Origin of the sequence: Streptomyces sp. CT34, assembly GCF_000805335.1 — a bacterium.
Taxonomy (GTDB): Bacteria; Actinomycetota; Actinomycetes; order Streptomycetales; family Streptomycetaceae; genus Streptomyces.
This window is the reverse complement of sequence record NZ_KN708638.1, coordinates 1008173-1022190: the sequence shown is the minus strand read 5'-3', so window position 1 is coordinate 1022190 and position 14018 is coordinate 1008173. Positions and strand designations below refer to the sequence as shown.

The window sequence follows — 14018 nt, the reverse complement described above, 5'->3', positions numbered from 1 at the left end:
CGGGGGCGGGGCGGGCCTCGGCGTACCGCGTGACGAGCCAGGCCGGCTCGCCGTATGCCATCTGGACCCGCAGCAGCCCGGGCCGGCTGCGCGCCCGCTCGTACTCCGCCGAAAGGTCAAGGCTCTCAGGGGTGTTGAAGGGATAGGTGAGTGGTGCCGTATCGGCCGTGGTCACGGTGACCTCCCTTGTGTAAGCACCTGCTTACATCACGGTAGGACGGTCTCCCGGAGCGGTCAACGATCATTTGTGGCCGCCATCGTGACGGGCTGTGGGATGTTGGGCAGCGCGGTCCAGCACGGATCATGGCGGGGGTCATGTCGGACGATCGCGGGCCCGAGGCGGGCCGGCGGAAAGGGGAGTGGCGCGTGGCGATGGGGGAGGCGATGGCGGAGTCCTCGCACGGCGGCACCGGAGGCGAGCACCGCAGGGACGCCCGGGGCACCCGGCGGCTGCTGCTCGACGCCGCATCGGACCTGTTCGCGGAACGGGGCTACGAGCGCGCGACGGTACGCGACATCGCGGCCCGCGCGGGAGTCAACCAGGCCCTGCTGTTCCGCTACTTCGGCTCGAAAAAGGCCCTCTTCGGCGAGGTCATGGCGCGCGGCGGCCACGAGCAGCTGCGCACCACCCCCGCGGAGCACCTGTTCGAGGTCGCGCTCCGCGGCATGCTCGGCGAGGGCCGCGGCCCCGGCGCCGACCGCTCGCTGGAGGTCTGCCTGCGCTCGATCGGCGGCAGCGACGAGATTTCCGAGGCCCTCAAGGGCCTGGGCGACGAGTACGCCGATGTGCTGGCCACCCTCTCCCGGGCCGACAACGGCGATCTGCGCGGCGACCTGGCGCTGTCCTGGCTGCTGGGTATCGGGCTGATGCGGGTGGTGGTCGGCAAGGAGCCGCTGGCCGGCGCCGACCCGGACACGGTCTGCCGACTGGTGGTGGGCGCGCTCGGCACGCTGTTGGAGGGGTTGCCGGCGGACGGCGTGGGGGAGGGGTCGGAGGGGGGCCGCTGACGGCGTGCCAGGTCCCGTCGCTGCAATGGCCGCCGGCCTCCTGCCCCTGTCCCAATCGGTGCCGCGTTCCGGTGATCCCCCGGCGGGTCGCTGACACCGCTGTCCGTATTCCGCCTTATTTTCCCGTATGCAGAGAATGCTCTTTTTCTGCACAACAGCCGAGAAAAGGTGGAAGAATGCTTCGTTCGATTCCTCGTGGGCTCGCGGTGGCCGGCCTGACCGCGGCTGCCTTGGCGGTGCCGATGACCGGCGCCGCGACCGCGGCCCCCCACGACCACGCCCACACCGCCATGTGCCACGCGCACAACGCGCACAGCCGCTGCCACCATGCCCAGGCCCGCCACCACGGCCACGGCGGCGGCAGCAGCGGCGAGAACCGGCGTGATCACCTCCGCCGCGACGACGACTACGGGCGTGGTGGTGGCCAGCACCGCCGCTACGACGACGATGACCACGGCAGCCGCGGTGACGACATGGGCCGCCGCAGTGACGACGAGGGCCGCCGGGGCGGTGACGATGAGAGCCGCGGCGGTGAAGATGAGAGCCGCGCCAACGACCGCAGCAGCGACCGCGGGCACCGCGAGGACATGGCCCGCCCCGAAAACGAAGGCAACGGTCTCGGCCGCGACGGCCTCCTCGGCCTCGGTGTCCTCGGACTCGTCTAGCCTTCCCGTCGCGTCGTCGCGTCTGTGGGCTCGGGTCGACGACTCGGGCCCACAGGCATGACCGGGCTCCCCGCCCCGTCACTCATCGGCGCCCTGGCCTCCGCCGTCGCGCGGTCCCCGTCCTCCGGCCCCGACGCCCCGGCCGCGCCCGCTGCCCCCGCGCCGCGCTCCGCATCCGTCACCGTCTTCAGACTGCCGAGAATGGCCAGCCCCTGGCCGACGATCCCCGAGACGATGTCGTTCACCCCGTCCGTCCCGTTCAGCACCGTCAGTCGGGACCCGGAGATCCCCTTCGCCGCCGCCTCGGCCAGCGCCGGCAGATTCTCGACCGTGCGGTTCGCGGCGATCAGCTCCTGGTTGCCGTCCCGCAGCGAAGTCGCCAGCGCACTGTTCGCATCCGCGCGCGCCCGCGCGACCTCCCGTTCGGTGTACGCACGGGCGTCCGCCTCGCACCGCACCCGGTCCCGCTGCGCCTCGGCCAGCGTGCGCAGCCGGTACGCCTCCGCGTCCGCCGGGCGCCGTATCTCGGCCTCCAGCCGCTGGGCGGCCAGCGCCGCCTGCCGCTCCGCCAGCGCCGTCTGCTCCTCGATGACCTCCTGCGAGGCCCTGGCCTGCGCCAGCGGACCGGCCTGCGCCGCACGCGCGTTGTACTGCTCGGTCTCCGCCAGGAACCCGGCCCGCTTGATCGCCGTGTCCCGCTCGTACTCCGCCTTCAGCGCCGCGGCCTGCTGCTCCCGCTCGGTCGCCTCCTGATCCGCCTTGGCCTGCGCGATCCGCGCGGCGCTGGCCACCGCGGCGGCATGCGGTGCGGCGAGATTGGTGATGTAGCCGGAGGTGTCGCCGATCTCCTGGATCTGCAGCGCGTCGACGACGATCCCGAGCTTCTCCATCTCCGAGTGGCTGCCCTCCTTGACCTCCTGCGCGACCCGGTCCCGCTCCCGGATGATCTGCTCGACGGTCAGCCCGCCGACGATCGAGCGCAGGTGGCCGGCGAAGATCCGCCCCACCAGCTCCTCCATGCTCCGCTGCTCGTCCAGGAACCGCCGGGCGGCATTGGCGATGGACGCCTGATCATCGCCGACCTTGAACACGGCCACCGCCCGTACGGCGAGCCGGATCCCCTGCTGGGTGACGCAGTCCTCGGAGATCTCCGACTCCCGCAACGACAGCGACAGCACGCTGGCCTTCTGCTTGACGGGCATCACCCAGCAGCCATGGCCGGTGACGATACGGAATTGCGCGTCCCCGGCCCGGCGCTTCGAACCGGAGATCAACAGCGCCTCATTGGGCGCCGGTACATGCCAGAACAACATCGCAAGGCTCCTGGTCTCGTCGGACCGGCCTCGGTCGGGGCTGGTGCACGGGGCGGTGCCGGAAGCGCGCGCGACGCCGCGCGCAGGGAGGTCAGAGGGCGGGCAGCGGCACGACGATCACCGACCGTGCCGAGGTCCGGTCCGTCACGATCACCTGCGTGTGCCGGGCGATCGGCCGGCCGCCGGACCAGGCCGCGAACGCCTCGCTCCCGCCCCGCACGGGCAGCAGCACCTCGCCCGGCCCGTCGCTCGGGATCGAGACGGTCACCCGCCCGATCACCCCGATCGGATTGAAGTCCACCTCATCCGGCGCGCTCACCCGAGCTCTCCGTTCTCGCCCGAAACCGTGACCATGACGCGAACCCGTCCCCGGCGCGGAAACCGGACGTTTCCACCCTTCAACGGTACTCCGGCCGGGCCCGCGCAGGCCCGGCCGGAGTACGTTCCGGCGGCGCGCCACAGCCCTCCCGGGACGGGGAGACGATCACGTTCGCCGGCGATCCCCCGTATCAGGCCGTGGCGGCCTCCGCGCTCACCGCCCGTCGTTCACCGAGATCGCGCAGCCGCGCCGCACTACGGCCGGGGGCCCGCCGACGCACCGTCAATGGTGGACGACCGGCCGCAACGGGCCGCGCGGCGCCGCGAGTTCGATCGAGAGGGACGGACCGGGCACCGGCCGGCGGGACGGCAGCACATCCGGCGCCCGGTGCGGACGCAGCGCCGCCAGCGCGGTTTCCGTCTCCTCCATCAGCGCCCGGTAGGAGACCAGCCGCTGCCACTCCGGATCGGCGACTCCGGGCACCGTGGCGGACCGCTCCGCCCAGATTTTCACCAGGCCCGCGTACACGGGCGTCTGTCTCAGGACTTCCGGATTGATCCGCACCTCCGCGGTGATCCGCGGCGGTACGGGGACGGGTCCCGCCGCGGGGAACGGAGGGTGGTTCATCACGGGGCTGGGGATGAAGGCGGTCTGACCATGACCGGCGACGGTGACGGACGAGGGAGCACTCATGGCCGTAGAAACGATTCACTCCATCAGATGGTCACTGCATACACTCTGGAGCGCCCTTGGATGCTCCGCCGCATAACACCCCAAAGCACCGTCCTCCTTCCAAGGAATATCACCCCTTACAGTGATCTCTCATCGTGAACCGGACCAACTTCGGCTAAAAAGCGTTGTCGCTGACATGGAACCGAGGGAGTTGTGGGAGCGCCACGCGGTACTCGCCCAGGCGTTTTGCAGCAGCGATGACGAGGTCCGCCGGACGCAAGGACTCCTCGACGAGGCCGAGGCGCGCCGCTCGCGGACCCTGGCCGCCTTCGCGGTGACCGTGGGCAGCGACGAGGTGGTGGCCGATCTGCTCGGACTCGACGCCCGCGAAGTACGCCTGGCCCGCCGCACGGTCGGCAAGGACGACGCCCGCGCCGTGGCCAAGAGCCTGCTGGAGGAGTCCGCCCGCGAACGCCGCCCCGCCCCTCCGGCCGAAGCCCCCGAAGCGGAGCCGGTACTGTCCGCCGCGACGAGTGCCGCCGCATCCGCCGCCAGCTCCGCATCCGCCACCGCGAGAAGGGTCATGGGGAATGCCGCAGGCGCCGGCCGCACGGGCACGTTCAGCGGAAGCCCGTCCGCCGCCCCGCCCAACCCCAACTACGCCGACTCCGCCTCGTACGTCCCGCCCCGCCCCACCCAGCAGCCGTACGCCGCCACCCCCACGCATCCGCCCGGCGGGGAACCGGCCTGGTCGCCCGCCCTGGACGCGGTCCTCGTGAACAGCCGGCACAACGGCGTGGATCTCAGCGCGCTCGCCGCCGAACTCGGTCTGGACGTCAGCATCCTGGCCGCCAGAGCCCATCAACTCGCCTCCGAGCCACGCCTGCACCACCGTCCGCCCTCGGACCGCATCGGCCGCCACCGACGCATGGCCGACATCCCACCCGCTCAACAGCAACCCGACACCACCTCGCTGCCCCGCCAGGAGCACCCGCCACTTCCGCCCTACGAGCCGCAGACCCCCTGGATGCCGCACCAGTACACCGCCCCCTGGACACCGCACGATCCGCAGGCCGCGTGGACACCCCAGCCGGCGCCGGTCCCCTCGCCCCCCGGTTGGGATCCCAGCGCCGTCACGGTCACCCAGCACGACTGGGACGGCATCCTCAGCCAATGGGAGGCCGCCAGCTCACCGCATCCCTCGACGCCGGGCCAGCCGGGCCCCTGACGGCGGTGGCGGAACGGTGCCCCGCCGCACCGCCGGCGGCCGGCGTCCGTCCATCGCCTACAGTGGCCCGGAGCCGTGACCGGCGCTTGGGTGGAGTACCACCGGGGAGCGGCTCGGCCTCCGTGGTCCGTGCCGTGCGCCTGGGCGATTCCGTACGACGCTCAGGAGCAGACCGTGCCGCAGACCACATCGTCCACCGCCCGCCTCATGGACGGCAGCGCACTCGCCCGCCGGATGGTCGAGCAGGCCGCCGCGCGCGCCGCGGCCCTCACCCGGCAGACCGGCCGGGCCCCGTGTCTGGCCACCGTGCTGGTGGGTGAGGATCCGGCCTCCGTGACCTATGTGCGGATGAAGCGCGCCCGCTGCGAGAAGGCCGGCATCCGCTCCCGGCACATCGCGCTGCCGGCCGCCACCACGACGGCCCAACTCGTCGACACGATCGGCGAACTGTCGGCGGACCCCGGCGTTCACGGAATCCTGCTCCAGCACCCGGCCGGTCCGCACATCGACGAGCGTGCCGCCTTCGAGGCGATCGCCCCCGCCAAGGACGTCGACGGCGTGACCTGCCACTCCTTCGCCGCGATGAGCTTCGGCCTGGACGGCTTCGTGTCCTGCACACCCGGCGGCATCATGCGCCTCCTGGACCACTACGACGTCGAGCTGGCCGGCAAGCACGCGGTCGTCGTCGGCCGCAGCGCGATCCTCGGCAAGCCCGTCGGAATGCTGCTGCTCGGCCGCGACGCCACGGTCACCTACTGCCACTCCCGCACCACCGACCTCGCCGCCATCACGCGGGAGGCCGATGTCCTGATCGCCGCGGTGGGCCGCCCGCGCGTCCTCCACGGGGACCACATCAAGCCCGGCGCGGTCGTCGTCGACGCCGGCTACAACCCCGGCAACATCGGCGATGTCGACTTCGACTCGGCCGTCACCCGCGCGGGCCTGCTCACGCCGGTTCCCAGCGGCGTCGGCCCGATGACCATCGCCACCCTGCTCACCCAGACCGTCGACGCGGCGGCCCGGCAACTGGGGGCGACGGCCGTCTGACGGGGAACGGGTGATGGCACTCGGGGGGGGGGGGCGGTGCCGGGGCGCCGTTGGCTCCGGCGGGTGCCGGGACGGCTCCACGGGGACAACCGGCCTTCCCTCAGGTCACCTTGACCGTCACCCGCCACGGGATGATCACGTGCGGGCAGACGTGACCGCGGCCGGCGCGGCAGGTGCGCCGTGCGCTGAGCGCGGCCGTGCCGCGGTGGCCGGCGCGGAATCGGCCGCCGGCGTCGCCTGTCGGTGTCGTACCCCCGTCGGTCTGCCGCAGGACCGCGGAGTTGTCGGCTCTCGGGGCGCTCCAGGCGAAGGTGACGCCGCGGGAACGGCGGCCGTAGAGCCGGACCGTGACGGTCTCCCCGGGGTGGACGGTGACGGTGTGGCCGTTGTCGGCGCCGGTCAGCACTCTGCCCCTGCCGATGGGGAGGGGGGTTCGGTGCTGGTGCCCTGTGGCGCCGGCGCCGATGGCCGCGGGCGCCGCCGCGGCTCCCGTGGCGAGCGCGGGTCCCGCGCCGAGCGCCAGTCCCGCGGCGCAGGAGGCGGCCAGATATCCCACTGTCTTCATAGCTCTCCCAATATCCCTGTACTGCCTGCCACTTGAGCGGAGTCATGCTCCCATCACGGGATGAACCTCCGGTATCAGTGGAAAGAGTGAAAAGAGCGGGAATCGGGACGGGCGTTGGCCGGATCCGGCAACCGGGTACCGAAGCCATGACCCGGACGACGAGGGTATGTTGTGGCAAGTGGGGCCCGCAGCACCTCCGTACGTGGGCCGAGCGCGCAGGTCATGGGTGAGGTGGATACGATGCGCTGCCGCAGCCGGCCCATGTCGAAGTCTCTCGGGGGTTTGTTTTCACGTGTTCGGAATCGTCAGGCCCTGTGCCCACCGCCTGTCCCAGGGGCTCAAGGCGGAGTGGATGGCCCATCTGTGCGGTCTCTGCCTCGCGCTGCGCGGTGATCATGGGCAGTTCGCCCGCATCGTCACGAACTACGACGGGCTGATCGTCTCCGTGCTGACGGACGCTCAGTCCGGCCAGGCGGACCTCCGGCGCCGTACCGCCGGGCCCTGCCCGCTGCGCGGCATGCGGACCGCCTCGGTGGCGAAGGGGGAGGGCGCGCGGCTGGCGGCGTCGGTCTCCCTCGTCCTCGCCTCGGCGAAGATACGCGACCATGTCGCCGACGGGAACGGAATGCTGCGCCGTCGCCCGATGGCCGCCGCGGCCCGCCGGGTCGCCGCCGGATGGGACCGGGCCGGGGCGCGCACCGGCGCCGCGCTCGGGTTCGACACCGCCGTTCTCGTGGACGCGGTCGACCGGCAGGTGGGCATCGAGGGACTGGCCGGGCCGGGAACGCCGTTGACGGTCATCACCGAACCCACCGAGACGGCGACCGCCGCGGCCTTCGCGCACACCGCGGTGCTGGCGGGCCGGCCGGGCAACGCCGCACCGCTGGCCGAGGCCGGGCGGCTCTTCGGGCGGCTGGCGCACCTCCTCGACGCCGTGGAGGACCGCACGTCCGACGCCGCCGAGGGCGCCTGGAACCCGATCACCGCCACCGGCGCCGACCTCGCGGAGGCCCGCCGGCTGTGCGACGACGCGCTGCACGGCATCCGACTGGCGCTGCGCGACGTGGAGTTCACCGACTCCAAGCTGGTGCATGTCCTGCTGGTGCACGAGCTGCGCCGGTCGGTGGACCGCGCCTTCGGCACGGCCCGCTGCTCCCACCAGGGTTACGGGGCGCCGGGACCGTACGACGGCCAGGGCGGCAACCCGAACCCGTACGGGAACCCGAACCCGTACGGCAACCCGGGTAATCCCTACGGGAACCCGAACCCCTACGAGAACCCGTACGGCAACGGGAACGGATCCGGCCAGCCGCCCCAGTACGGCCAGCCGCCGGCCGGTGGGCCGTACGTCGACGGGCAGCAGCATCTCAACGGTCCGCAGAACCCGTATGACGGCCAGCAGAACCCGTACGGCGGCGGAGGTCCGGTGCCGCCCGGTGGCCAGGGCGGCGGCTACGGCGGCGGACCGGGCGGCGGGGGCGGCGGGATGCCGCACATCCCGCAGGAGCCGAAGCAGCCCCGCGGCTTCTGGGAGGGCTGTGCGCTGGCCATCGGGCTGTGCTGCACCTGCAAGGTGTGCTGTTCCTCGGAGTTCGAGGGTCCCTGGTCGCGCAAGACGCGTGAGGGCTGCTGCCACGCCTGTGACTGCGGTGACACCTGTTGCGGCACCAGTAATTGCAACAGCTGCCGCTGCTGCGGTGATTGCTGCGAGTGCGCCAATGGCGGCTGTGATTGCTGCGACTGCTGCAGTTGTTGCGACTGCTGACCGGCAGCCGGCCCGGCTCCCCGGGCAGCCGGGCCGGGGCCTGCCGTCGGCTCCGGAGCGCGGGAGAAAAGCGCTCCGTTGCGGCCGGTGTGATCCGGTACGGGGCGGCCGTCGGCATCTGACCTGCCGCCGGCGCGATGCGGAACAGCCGCCCGTACGGTGGGCGGCTGTTCCCTGGTGCGCTCCCTCGTGTGTTTGCGCGCGTCTTTCCTCGTGGTGCGTGCCCGCTCGTGGCGCGTGGTCGCGGACGGTCCCCGGCGCTCCGGCGCTATCGCGCGTCCCAGGTGACGGGGAGCCGCTGGACGCCGTGGAGGGTGATGTCGGTACGCAGCGGGACCTCCTCGGGCGGGACGGCGAGCCGCAGTGTCGGGAACCGGGTGAAGAGGGCCGGGAAGGCGGCGCGCATTTCCACGCGGGCGAGTTGCTGCCCCAGGCACTGGTGGATGCCGTGACCGAAGGCCAGATGACCGGTGGCCTTGCGGTGCAGGTCGAGGGTGTCCGGGTCGGGGAAGCGGTGCGGGTCGCGGTTGGCCGCCTGGATCGCGATGGTGACCGACTCACCCGCCTTGATCAACTGGCCGTCCACCTCGACGTCTTCGAGTGCTGCCCGGATGCCGGTATGGGCGATGGTGAGGTAGCGCATCAGCTCCTCGACCGCCTGGTCGGCCAGGCCCGGGTCGGCGCGCAGGGCTGCGGCCTGCTCCGGGTTGGTCAGCAGCGCGAAGGTGCCGAGCCCGATCATGTTCGAGGTGGTGTCGAGACCGGCGCCGAGGAGGAAGCCGCCGATACCGGCCAGCTCATCGTCGGTGAGGTCGGTGGCGGTCAGGTCGCTGAGCAGGTCGTCGGTGGGCTTGGCGCGCTTCGCCACGACCAGCCCGCGGACGAACTCCTGAAGCGCGGCCAGCGCGGCGTACTGGTCCTCCACGGACCCGTCCGAGGAGGTCGCCGCCGCCCTCACGTGGTGCTGGAAGGAGTCGCGGTCGGCGTAGGGCACACCCAGCAGTTCGCAGATCATCAGCGCCGGAACGGGATGCGCGTACGCCTCCACGAGGTCCACCGAGTCCACCCTCGCGCGGCGGCGTTCCATGGCGTCCAGATGCTCGGCGGTGATCTCCTCGGCGCGGGTGGTGAGTTCACGCATCCGCCGGACCGTGAACTTGCCCATGAGCAGCCGCCGGTAGCGGGTGTGCTCGGGCGGGTCGATCCCGGTGAGGTCGCCGATCGGTGCCGGGGGCAGGGTGACGCCGTCCATTCCCTCTATTCCCTGGAAGGGGACGTGCATCAGCTCGTAGCGCGAGCTGAGGCGGGTGTCGGCGGCTATCGCTCGGGCGACGGAGTAGCCGGTGGCCAGCCAGCCCAGGTGCCCGTCGGGGTAGCGCATGCGGCGGAGCGGCTGCTCCTCGCGCAGGTCGGCCAGCTCGGCGGGCGGATCGAAGGGGCATCCGGTGGGGCGGGTCACCGGCAGCTCGTCGAGCGGGGCCGGGCCGGAACGCGGTGCAGAGGGTTCGTGGTTCATGGTGTCCTCCGGTGCAGAGTGCAGAGTGCGGATCGTGGAGTGCGCGGTGCAGGAGTGCAGGCGTGCAGTAGTGCAGGAGTGCGAGGGGCGGAAGGAGTGGACGCGTTGGCGCGTGGTGCGGGGCGGTACCGTACGGCGCAGCGTGTGGTGCCGCTGCGTGCCCCAAGTAGCCGCGGCAAGTAGCCGCAGCTGGGGCGTCGTTCAGCGCTTGGCCGAGCGGCGGAAGATCCTCAGCGCCCAGACGTAGCCGACCAGGGCGAGGCCGGCGCACCAGGCGACGGAGGCTGTCGCGCTGCCGCTGCTGATCGGAGTGTCCATCAGCAGACCCCGCAGCGTCTCGTTGATCGGGGTGAACGGCTGGTACTCGGCGAACCAGCGCAGCCCCGTGGGCATGGACTCCGGGGGTACGACGGCGCTGCCGAGGAAGGGCAGGAAGGTCAGCGGCATCGGAGCGTTGCTCGCGGACTCGACGGTCTTCGCCGCCAGCCCCATCGCAGCCGCCAGCCAGGTGAGGGCGAAGGCGAGCAGGGTGAGTAGGCCGAGTGCGGCGATCCACCGGAGCGGGGTGGCGTGCGGGCGGAAGCCCACCGCCAGCGCCACCCCGATGACCAGGGCGAGGCTGATCAGGGTCTGGATGACGCTGCCGACCACATGGCCCGTGAGGATGGAGCCGCGGGCGATCGCCATGGTGCGGAAGCGGTTGATGATGCCTTCGGTCATGTCCGTGCAGACCGACACGGCGGTCGCTACGGCGCCGGAGGTCGCGGTCATCAGGATGATGCCGGGGGCGACGTAGTCGACATACGCACCACGGCCGTTCGCCCCGCCCGGCACCCCGATGCCGTGGCCGAGCGCCCCGCCGAAGACATAGACGAACAGCAGCAGCATCAGGATCGGCATGGCGACCAGCGAGACGGTCATGGACGGATAGCGCTGCGCGTGCTTGAGGTTGCGCCGCAGCATCGTCATGGAGTCGCGCACGACGTATGCGGAAGTGCTCATCGTGCCTCCTCCGTCCGGGAGTTGCGGGAGTCCTGGGAGCGCTGTGCGGTTCGCGGCCGCTGAGCGGTCCGCGGGTCCGCCTGCGATGCGGTGCGGTCGGATGACCGGGGCCGGTCGGTGAGGGTGAGAAAGACATCGTCGAGGTCGGGGGTGTGCACCGTGAGCGCCTCGGCCGCGATCGACGCGGAATCCAGGGCGTCCAGGACGGCCCGCACCGTGGGGATGCTGCCGTCACCGGGGATCTGGAGGGTGAGTGCCTCGTTGTCGGGCGCCGCGGAGGCGAAGAGGGCGGCGGCCGACTCCAGGCGGCCGGGATCGGCGAACCGGAGGCGGATATGGCCCCCGGGAATCCGCCGCTTGAGCTCTTCCGCGGTGCCCTCGGCGACCAGCTTCCCGTGGTCCAGGACGGCGATACGGTCGGCGAGTTGGTCGGCTTCCTCCAGATACTGCGTGGTGAGGAAGACGGTGACACCGTCATCGGTGACCAGACCGCGGATGATCTCCCACATGGTGCGGCGGCTGCGCGGATCCAGGCCGGTGGTCGGTTCGTCGAGGAAGATGATGCGCGGCTCGCCGACCAGGGTCATCGCCAGGTCGAGCTTGCGCCGCATACCGCCCGAGAAGGTGGCGACGGGCCTGGCCGCCGCCTCGGACAGAGCGAAGCGGTCGAGGAGTTCGGCGGCGCGCCGCCGGCCCTCGCGGCGGGGGAGATGGTGCAGGTCCGCCATGAGGAGCAGGTTCTCCCTGGCGGTGAGGAGGTTGTCCAGCGCGGCGAATTGGCCGGTGACGCCGATCCGGGAGCGCACGGCGTCGGGCGTGCGGGACAGGTCGTGGCCGGCGACCCGGGCCTGGCCGGCGGTCGCCGGGATCAGGGTGGAGAGGATCTGCACGGTGGTGGTCTTGCCGGCGCCGTTGGGCCCCAGCAGGGCGAAGACCGTGCCTTCGGGGATGCTCAGATCGATCCCGTCGAGCACCACCTTGTCGCCGTAGGACTTGCGCAGTCCCACGGCTCTGATCGCGGGGGCGAGGGCGGTTGCGGAGGGAGGTGCGGCTGAGGAAGCCGCGGCGATGTCTGCCATGACGACTCTTCTGTTCTGCGGAGAGAGATGACGCTTCGGATGGGCATTGCTCTGCCGTGCGGGCGGTGCCGGGTGTGCCGCCGAGCGGGCTGCCGGCGCTGCTCGCCGGCGGATCCGCGGTGGCGCGAGGTCCGTGGCGCCATCATGGCACACATGTGGCGCCATCATCAATGCCGTAGTGGTGTCACGGGTGGCCCAGGTGGCGCGTCACGGCTGGTGGAACGCCTGTGACCTGCGGATACTTGTGCGCCAGGCCGTGGTGCCATCTGTGTATCCGTGACGTCGGCCCTCCCCGACGAAGGCGCCCGCACCGGCCGGCCTCCCTCTGCCGACCGGTGCGGGCCGCACCACTCGTCCCCCATCGCCACCTCTCGTCCCCCATCGCCGGTCCAAACGGTCCGCGGTCCGGGGCCCGCGACCGTCGGACGCGGCTCAGCCCTCGGGATAGAAGACGAACAGCGTGCAGCCCGTCGTCGTCTGCGGGATGTGCCAGGAACCCGCGGGCGCGTGGAGGAACGACCCGGCCGGGTACTCCCGTTCACCGTCGTGGAAGACCCCCGAGACCACGTAGACCTCCTCGGGCCCCGGTTCGTGGACGTCGACGCCCTCCCAGCAGGTGTGCGGATCCATCTCCAGTACCTGGGCCTTCGCGCCGTCGTCCCCGGTCCACAGTGGGCGGACGCGGATGCCGGGGAAGATCTCCCGCACCGGGGCGTCCTGCACGGCGGACCACACGTAGCCGGGCGCCTGCTCCCGGGTCCGCTCCGCCGTCCGTCCGGCGGCCCCTTCCGTCATCGGCCGCTGGGTGGCGTGCTGAGTCCGCTGCTGCATCTGCTGGTTCGTCATGCGGACCAGCCTGGCGGGCCGCCGCCGACCCGCCGAGTGTCAGAAAAGACATGCCGAGGTACTTTCCTGCCATGCATCATGTGGTCGCGCTCGTCCACCCACCGCAGTCGACCTTCGAACTCGGCTGTGCGGCCGAGGTGTTCGGGATCGCCCGGCGCGGCATCCCGTCCCGGTACGCCTTCGGGGTGTGTACGGAACACCCCGGTCCGGTGCCGACCCTCGCCGGGTACGACATGCTGGTGACCGACGGGCTGGACGCCCTCGACCGGGCGGACACCGTCGTCATCCCCGGGTGGCTGACCACGGAGCAGCCGCCGTCGCCCGCGGTCGTCGCGGCCCTGCGCCGCGCACACGGGCGCGGAGCGCGGCTGGTCAGCATCTGCTCCGGCGCTTTCGCACTGGGCCACGCCGGGCTGCTGGACGGGCGGCGGGCCACCACGCACTGGGCGCGGGCGGGTCAACTGGCCGACCGGTTCCCGGCCGTGCGGGTGGACCCGGACGTGCTGTACGTCGACCACGGTGACCTGGCCACCAGCGCGGGCTCCGGCGCGGGCATCGACCTCTGCCTGCATCTCGTCCGCGCGGACCAGGGCGCCGGGTACGCCGCGCAGGTCGCCCGCAGCATGGTCATGCCGCCGCACCGGGAGGGCGGGCAGCTCCAGTACTCGGCACCGCCGCACCCGGCCCAGATCGACGGTACGCTCGCGCCCCTGCTGGAGTGGACGGCCGGACGGCTCGACGAGTCACTCACCGTCGAGGAACTGGCCGCGCACGCAGGGGTGTCGGCCCGTACCCTCGCCCGCCGGTTCGCCGATCAGCTCGGTGCCAGTCCGGGGCAGTGGCTGCTCGCCCAGCGCATCGCCGCCTCCCGCGAGCTGCTGGAATCCACCGACCTCCCCCTGGAGGCCGTCGCGCGACGCGTCGGCCTCTCCTCGGCCACCAATCTCCGCAGGCGTTTTCTGCGCGCCCTGGGGACGACACCGGGCGCCTACC

At 72.0% G+C, this 14018-nt stretch carries 14 protein-coding genes, 1 pseudogene and 1 riboswitch; of the genes and pseudogenes, 6 read left to right on the top strand and 9 right to left on the bottom strand.

Annotation, left to right across the window (positions count from 1 at the left end):
- Positions 1 to 175: pseudogene (locus RZ84_RS40570) on the bottom strand (cytochrome P450); the annotation flags it as partial.
- Between the two features lie 209 nt (positions 176 to 384).
- Between RZ84_RS40570 and RZ84_RS04625 the strand changes: the two are divergent.
- Positions 385 to 1008: a TetR/AcrR family transcriptional regulator gene (locus RZ84_RS04625; protein WP_107068235.1), complete on the top strand. Its 624-nt coding sequence runs from the start codon at positions 385 to 387 to the stop codon at positions 1006 to 1008.
- Positions 1009 to 1184: 176 nt separating this feature from the next.
- Positions 1185 to 1673: a hypothetical protein gene (locus RZ84_RS04620; protein ID WP_157878766.1), complete on the top strand. Its 489-nt coding sequence runs from the start codon at positions 1185 to 1187 to the stop codon at positions 1671 to 1673.
- Here the strand turns inward: RZ84_RS04620 and RZ84_RS04615 are convergent.
- The 3 genes from RZ84_RS04615 to RZ84_RS04605 all read right to left on the bottom strand — a co-directional run bounded on the left by RZ84_RS04615 (position 1670) and on the right by RZ84_RS04605 (position 3998).
- Positions 1670 to 2986, bottom strand: a complete 1317-nt coding sequence (locus tag RZ84_RS04615; protein WP_078893578.1) for an SPFH domain-containing protein — start codon at positions 2984 to 2986, stop codon at positions 1670 to 1672. The genes RZ84_RS04620 and RZ84_RS04615 overlap by 4 nt on opposite strands.
- 91 nt (positions 2987 to 3077) lie before the next feature.
- Positions 3078 to 3305: a hypothetical protein gene (locus RZ84_RS04610; RefSeq protein ID WP_043263194.1), complete on the bottom strand. Its 228-nt coding sequence runs from the start codon at positions 3303 to 3305 to the stop codon at positions 3078 to 3080.
- Between the two features lie 282 nt (positions 3306 to 3587).
- Positions 3588 to 3998: a hypothetical protein gene (locus RZ84_RS04605; RefSeq protein WP_043263193.1), complete on the bottom strand. Its 411-nt coding sequence runs from the start codon at positions 3996 to 3998 to the stop codon at positions 3588 to 3590.
- A 175-nt stretch (positions 3999 to 4173) separates the two neighbouring features.
- Between RZ84_RS04605 and RZ84_RS37870 the strand changes: the two genes are divergently transcribed.
- Complete coding sequence (locus tag RZ84_RS37870; protein WP_157878765.1) at positions 4174 to 5205, top strand: hypothetical protein; 1032 nt, start codon at positions 4174 to 4176, stop codon at positions 5203 to 5205.
- A gap of 65 nt (positions 5206 to 5270) precedes the next feature.
- Positions 5271 to 5358, top strand: a riboswitch (ZMP/ZTP riboswitch).
- Positions 5359 to 5412: 54 nt separating this feature from the next.
- Positions 5413 to 6252, top strand: coding sequence for a bifunctional 5,10-methylenetetrahydrofolate dehydrogenase/5,10-methenyltetrahydrofolate cyclohydrolase (locus RZ84_RS04595; RefSeq protein ID WP_043269160.1), 840 nt, complete (start codon positions 5413 to 5415; stop codon positions 6250 to 6252).
- Positions 6253 to 6352: 100 nt separating this feature from the next.
- Here the strand turns inward: RZ84_RS04595 and RZ84_RS04590 are convergent, their stop codons facing one another.
- Positions 6353 to 6817 carry a hypothetical protein gene (locus tag RZ84_RS04590; protein ID WP_043263192.1) on the bottom strand — a complete coding sequence of 155 codons (465 nt, stop codon included), beginning with the start codon at positions 6815 to 6817 and terminating at the stop codon, positions 6353 to 6355.
- Between the two features lie 292 nt (positions 6818 to 7109).
- On the opposite strand from RZ84_RS04590, the gene RZ84_RS04585 reads away from it, so the two are divergent.
- Complete coding sequence (locus RZ84_RS04585) at positions 7110 to 8582, top strand: DUF5685 family protein (protein ID WP_043263191.1); 1473 nt, start codon at positions 7110 to 7112, stop codon at positions 8580 to 8582.
- A 268-nt stretch (positions 8583 to 8850) separates the two neighbouring features.
- On the opposite strand, the gene RZ84_RS04580 is transcribed toward RZ84_RS04585, so the two are convergent.
- The 4 genes from RZ84_RS04580 to RZ84_RS04565 all read right to left on the bottom strand — a co-directional run bounded on the left by RZ84_RS04580 (position 8851) and on the right by RZ84_RS04565 (position 13025).
- On the bottom strand, positions 8851 to 10098 hold the full coding sequence (locus RZ84_RS04580) for a cytochrome P450 (protein WP_043263190.1): 1248 nt from the start codon (positions 10096 to 10098) through the stop codon (positions 8851 to 8853).
- A 201-nt stretch (positions 10099 to 10299) separates the two neighbouring features.
- On the bottom strand, positions 10300 to 11100 hold the full coding sequence (locus tag RZ84_RS04575) for an ABC transporter permease (protein WP_043263189.1): 801 nt from the start codon (positions 11098 to 11100) through the stop codon (positions 10300 to 10302).
- A complete protein-coding gene (locus RZ84_RS04570) occupies positions 11097 to 12179 on the bottom strand; it encodes an ATP-binding cassette domain-containing protein (RefSeq protein WP_078893575.1) in 1083 nt (360 codons plus the stop codon). Before RZ84_RS04570 ends, RZ84_RS04575 begins: the two co-directional genes overlap by 4 nt.
- Before the next feature lie 432 nt (positions 12180 to 12611).
- On the bottom strand, positions 12612 to 13025 hold the full coding sequence (locus RZ84_RS04565) for a cupin domain-containing protein (protein ID WP_078893574.1): 414 nt from the start codon (positions 13023 to 13025) through the stop codon (positions 12612 to 12614).
- 71 nt (positions 13026 to 13096) lie between these two features.
- Here RZ84_RS04565 and RZ84_RS36105 point away from each other — a divergent pair.
- A partial coding sequence (locus RZ84_RS36105) for a helix-turn-helix domain-containing protein (protein ID WP_078894553.1) occupies positions 13097 to 14018 on the top strand: 922 nt, incomplete at its 3' end.